This window comes from Testudinibacter crocodili, from assembly GCF_006228025.1.
GTDB lineage: Bacteria > Pseudomonadota > Gammaproteobacteria > Enterobacterales > Pasteurellaceae > Chelonobacter.
The window spans coordinates 1-4,534 of record NZ_VDHF01000163.1 but is presented as its reverse complement, the minus strand read 5'-3'; the positions used below and the strand labels follow the sequence as shown (position 1 = coordinate 4,534).

General features: G+C 37.7%; 8 protein-coding genes. All 8 read right to left on the bottom strand.

The annotated features are described in order from the left end of the window. Nucleotides 1-117, bottom strand: a 117-nt coding sequence (locus tag FHQ23_RS12710; protein WP_139614539.1) for an ESPR domain-containing protein, incomplete at its 3' end; no start/stop codon positions are given. Continuing rightward, nucleotides 114-617: a contact-dependent growth inhibition system immunity protein gene (locus FHQ23_RS12100; protein ID WP_139614538.1), complete on the bottom strand. Its 504-nt coding sequence runs from the start codon at nt 615-617 to the stop codon at nt 114-116. The genes FHQ23_RS12100 and FHQ23_RS12710, both read right to left, overlap by 4 nt. A 1-nt stretch (nt 618) precedes the next feature. Further along, nucleotides 619-2,154, bottom strand: a complete 1,536-nt coding sequence (locus FHQ23_RS12095; RefSeq protein ID WP_139614537.1) for an endonuclease toxin domain-containing protein — start codon at nt 2,152-2,154, stop codon at nt 619-621. Continuing rightward, nucleotides 2,090-2,731, bottom strand: a complete 642-nt coding sequence (locus FHQ23_RS12090; protein WP_139614536.1) for a hypothetical protein — start codon at nt 2,729-2,731, stop codon at nt 2,090-2,092. The genes FHQ23_RS12095 and FHQ23_RS12090 overlap by 65 nt, the downstream gene beginning before the upstream one ends. Nucleotides 2,732-2,857: 126 nt before the next feature. Next, a complete protein-coding gene (locus tag FHQ23_RS12085) occupies nt 2,858-3,244 on the bottom strand; it encodes a hypothetical protein (RefSeq protein ID WP_139614535.1) in 387 nt (128 codons plus the stop codon). 1 nt (nt 3,245) lies between these two features. Then, nucleotides 3,246-3,611: an HNH endonuclease gene (locus tag FHQ23_RS12080; protein ID WP_267963721.1), complete on the bottom strand. Its 366-nt coding sequence runs from the start codon at nt 3,609-3,611 to the stop codon at nt 3,246-3,248. Nucleotides 3,612-3,716: 105 nt separating this feature from the next. Then, nucleotides 3,717-4,103 carry a hypothetical protein gene (locus tag FHQ23_RS12075; RefSeq protein WP_139614534.1) on the bottom strand — a complete coding sequence of 129 codons (387 nt, stop codon included), beginning with the start codon at nt 4,101-4,103 and terminating at the stop codon, nt 3,717-3,719. Between the two features lie 51 nt (nt 4,104-4,154). Beyond that, nucleotides 4,155-4,534 (bottom strand): SMI1/KNR4 family protein (locus FHQ23_RS12070; RefSeq protein ID WP_139614533.1); only part of this gene is annotated, 380 nt, incomplete at its 5' end.

Genomic DNA, 4,534 nt, shown 5'->3' with positions numbered 1-4,534 from the left:
ACAATCCCCTACCACACTTCTACGCTCAGAAGGCGTTTTAGATTTTGCCAGCTCCGATACAACAATAAATTGTTGTTGGGATTGACTGAAGATTAGGCGGTAGGTGTTTTTGTTCATTTTCTATAAATACTTGTGCAATATTTGAAAGCCTCTCTTATTTTCATACCCAACTCTTCATCTGAAATTTCTAATGAATATTCAAATTCAATTGCTGTTCCATCTTTTTTCTTGACGGCTGTATACCCATCTAAAGAATCTTGATGATTTGGCACAATAGAAAAAACTTCTTCCATATCAACAGATAAAAAATCCATAGTGTTATATATTGCCTTCCTACTTTTATAGCCAAAATGTTCTTGTAATTGCTGCTCTATTTTTTTACTAAATAGCTGCACCTCGCCTGAATTAAATATCTTATAAAACTCATCCAATGGAATCTCTCTGCTTTTTAATAAAGCCTCTTTTACTGATTCGCCTAACACCTTATCATCAACATCCACAGGTAAAAAAATAGGTTTTTGTTCAGGATCTGACATTGATAACAATCCTTGTAAAAAGTAAGTAATCACAATCACATCCTTATTCTTTCTTATTAAAATATTCTTTGATTTAGACATTTTATTTTACCTTTTTAATAATAATATTAACATTTTTAGATTGAGCATATTGCACAGATTTTTCAATAGCTAGCATCTGCTGACTATTTGTTCCACTTGGAATCGCCAGATATAGCTCTTTATTTTTTATATTTTTATTATTTAGTTGAAAATCCTCTCTACCATCCACCTCAAAATTCACCATCTCATCAACATACTTATTCAACTGTGATGTAATTCGTTTTGGGTTTTGATAGGTTTTACTTCCCACTGTATCCATTGTTTTTGCGCTAATTGCTGTTCCGTCAGGCAATAAATGATCAAAGGTTTTAAAATTTGGTTTTATCATATTCAAATCAAGCGTTCCCTCCGGTAGCTTCTCTTTTAAATACGCTTCCCAAGGCTTGCCTTGATTATTAATCCCTTTGCCCCAGTCAATACCGACAACTTTATTCGACACAATATCATTCGATAAACCCAGTTTGCCTAATTTAACCGCACTTTCAACTCCCTTTTTAACAAGATTTAAAACCCCTGTCGTCCCTCCAATCACACCAAGTTCGGTTGATAAATACACCTGCATCCGCATCACATCAGCTTCTCTTCCTTGACCATTGGCTTCTAGCCTATCAGCTTCCGCTAACTGTGATTTAATACTATCCGAAATGGTTGTAACCGGTGATTGTATCAAGGCTTTAATCGCTTTGCCCATTTCATGCAGTTGGGCTTGCGAAACCTCATCGCCCGTGATGGCTTTTGCCGTAATATTCGCCAGCTCAACAGAATCCGTGATGCCCTCTTTTGCAATTTTAATTAACGCTTCTTTTGCCACATCTTCGGCATATTGGCGTTTGGCTTCACCATATTGAGTTGCCACATCCAGATATTCAGAGCGGGTGTTGCCGTTTCGTAATTCTACTTCCGGCTTATCGTAGCTATGGAATGCCGCACTTAACGTAATCAATTCATTTGCACAAGCGGTTGTCATCCCACCGTAGCAAGCCGATTGTAAATCTTTATCCCTACGATGGTCTAATTTGACTAAATCAGCTAGCTCTTGTTTTTCTTCCTCTGTTAATCCCTCTTTTTTTCGTTTTGCAATCAATTCTATTTGTCGTTCAAGTTCTTGTTTAAACAAGTAGTTATTTTCAACCGCACTTTCCGCTATCGCTTGCCCTGTTGCAGCATTAACAAGTGTAGTTGTGCTATCCGTAGCTGTTCCGTCTGCCTGTGCCATCACCGTTGCCGCCAATGCACCTGTCAGGCTGCTGAGGCTCGATATATTGGCACGCTCCCGTTCGTCCAATTCACTTGCGCTTTTGCCGTAAATAGTCTTGGCAAGCAGTTCCGCTGTCGCTTCCCCCGTTATCGCTGCCGCCGCACCGCCCAACGCACTGCCGCCGTTAACTTGCGCTTCTACCGCACCTAAGATGCCATGAAGAATTAGGTTAGTGGTTTTGTCCACCTTGCCGTTTTCATCCGTCGTCGCATCCTTAATCGCTTGGTTCGCCAATGGAGAAAGGGCGGTCGCCGTCAACTGTGCCGTGCTTCTCCGCATCTTTCGCCAAGTCTTTTAACTTCGCTGACTTGGTGCGCTCTTCATAGGTCGCCAGATTCACCGCATTCTTCGCAATATCGCCTATCACCTGCGCCGCTTCCAACCGCTCTTGATACTCTGCTTTATCAAACTGCTGTACCTTTTGATTAGCGTTTACCGTATCGAGCGAAAGTGCGGTCGGCACTTCGCTGTTTCTCACGTCCAGACTGATGTTTTGGCTGACCGCACTTTGCGTGGTGGTGTGGTCATCTTTGTTGACATTGCCTGCTAAACTCGCTGCCAGCCCTATCGCTTGCATCGGTGACGGACCCGAAGTGGACATCCCCACGCTGACACTCTGCATACTGACTTCACTGTGGTTTTCAATATTCTCGTGAGTCAGTGTGCCGGTGCTAAAGTGGTTTTTGTCTGCTGTGGCTTGGCTGTCAATCACCCCGCCTTTCAGATGGGTGTTGCCACCGACGGTGAGGTTCATGCCGTCCTCACCCACACGCAACCCAGACTGCTCATTCACTTGCGCATAGTTCACTTTTCCTTTGCTGGCGTTGACATTCACCGAACCCAAATTGATATTCACACCATTACTGAACTGAATACAATCCCCTACCGCACTTCTACGCTCAGAAGGTGTTTTAGATTTTGCCAGCTCCTATACAACAACAAATTGTTGTTCGAATTGACTGAAGATTCTTTTATTCATATCTTATATATCTATTTTTAAATTAGGAAAAAACCTTGAAAATTCTGTTCTTACAAATGTATTTTCTTTTAAAAATTTAAATGCCTCCTCTTTCTTTAATGGAGAATCATAGATTTCTTCAAATCTAAAAAAGGCTATTCCATATAGAGCCATTTCATCTTCATATGATAAACTACTATCTGTTACAAACCCTATTGCCTTATATATTTGAAACAAAGATTGGTCAAACTCTAGTAACTCATATATATATAAAGGAATATCATTAATAGCAGTAGTTAATATAACTCTCTCAACCCATTCTCTAAATTCATTTAGATGAATCGCCTGACAAAAAAGGCAGGTTAATGCAAAATTTAAATCTGCATCATTATTTTTGTAGATTCTCCACATATCATTTCCCCTTTTGAATGCTATTACCACCAATATGCCCTGTTTTAGAGTGAATTAATTCAGGAACAAGTTGCATTCTTCCTGTATCTTGATGGTGATGCCAAGTCAAATTAGGAATCTTGCTATCCCCTTTATAAATAGCCTCTAATTGTTTTGATGTGAACTGATTTTTATCAACATTACCTTTATCTATAGCTTTTACAAGATCTTGTGTTGCTAATTTCATTTGTTCTTCATAAGAGATACTTCTAAAATCTAAATAGTATAATCGCTTTTTTCCACTAGATTTTGTTCCTGTGTAATTAATATCTACTTCAAACCACTTTCTTTCAGGTGCTGAACTCTGCATTAGAATAAGATTCACCACCAGCTATTTTCCATTTGGAATGGACTCCTCACCAGCTTTCCATCCTGATTTTTCTACGTCTATTATTTGTATTAAATCTATATTTCCCATAAAAATTTCTAAAAATCACATTTTAATAAAAGGGAATGTTTTTTTAAATCTATCTAAAATATGTGGATTTTCCTTCAAAGCTGTTAATGCTTCATTTTCTGAGGTTGGAATATCAAAAAAAGCTTTAAATCGTTGAATTGCAATTCCATATATTGCATCTTTTTCAGTTGGTTTTAATCCACCACTAGGCGTAAACCCTAAAACATTATAAATTAGAAATCGCTCATTCTCCTCCAGATCAATTAAATCCCATATAAATAAAGGTATTTTATCTACATCATTATTCCGAACTAAACAATAAAAATACTCCTTAAACTCTTTAAAGCTAATAGCTCCCATCAAGTTACATGAAATAACAAATGCAAGAGTGGAAGAATCTCCATTTTTATTAAAACCATCCATAATCACTTTCCTTGTTTAAGATTATCGAGCCTTCACTCAGCGTGATTAGAATCAATCATGTAACGACTCTATAAACTCCTCAAAGTTTTTTGCCACAAGATTAACTACCGGATTCATGGTACCATCAGCATCCTGAATATAATCATCGTGATATATTAAAACCACCTTCGGTTCTTCATCAACCTCTAAAAATCTATAATCAAAACAAATATAATCGCCATTACCACTAACACCAAAAGGGACTATGCCTTTCATATCACCATAAAATGGAAAAAGCTCCAGTTTTGAATATATATTATATGGATTAGCCTCACCATATCCTAAAAAACAAATATCTCTATCATTAATTTTCCCATCTAAATCAACATAATCAAAAACATCATTTTCAGGCCTTAAGAAATTGTGATTACTTATTAGATATTTATAAGAAC

Coding starts and splice junctions, on each gene's coding strand:
- FHQ23_RS12075 (WP_139614534.1), bottom strand. CDS start 4,103: ATGGATGGTTTTAATAAAAATGGAGATTCTTCCACTCTTGCATTTGTT.
- FHQ23_RS12100 (WP_139614538.1), bottom strand. CDS start 617: ATGTCTAAATCAAAGAATATTTTAATAAGAAAGAATAAGGATGTGATT.
- FHQ23_RS12085 (WP_139614535.1), bottom strand. CDS start 3,244: ATGTGGAGAATCTACAAAAATAATGATGCAGATTTAAATTTTGCATTA.
- FHQ23_RS12095 (WP_139614537.1), bottom strand. CDS start 2,154: ATGCGGAGAAGCACGGCACAGTTGACGGCGACCGCCCTTTCTCCATTG.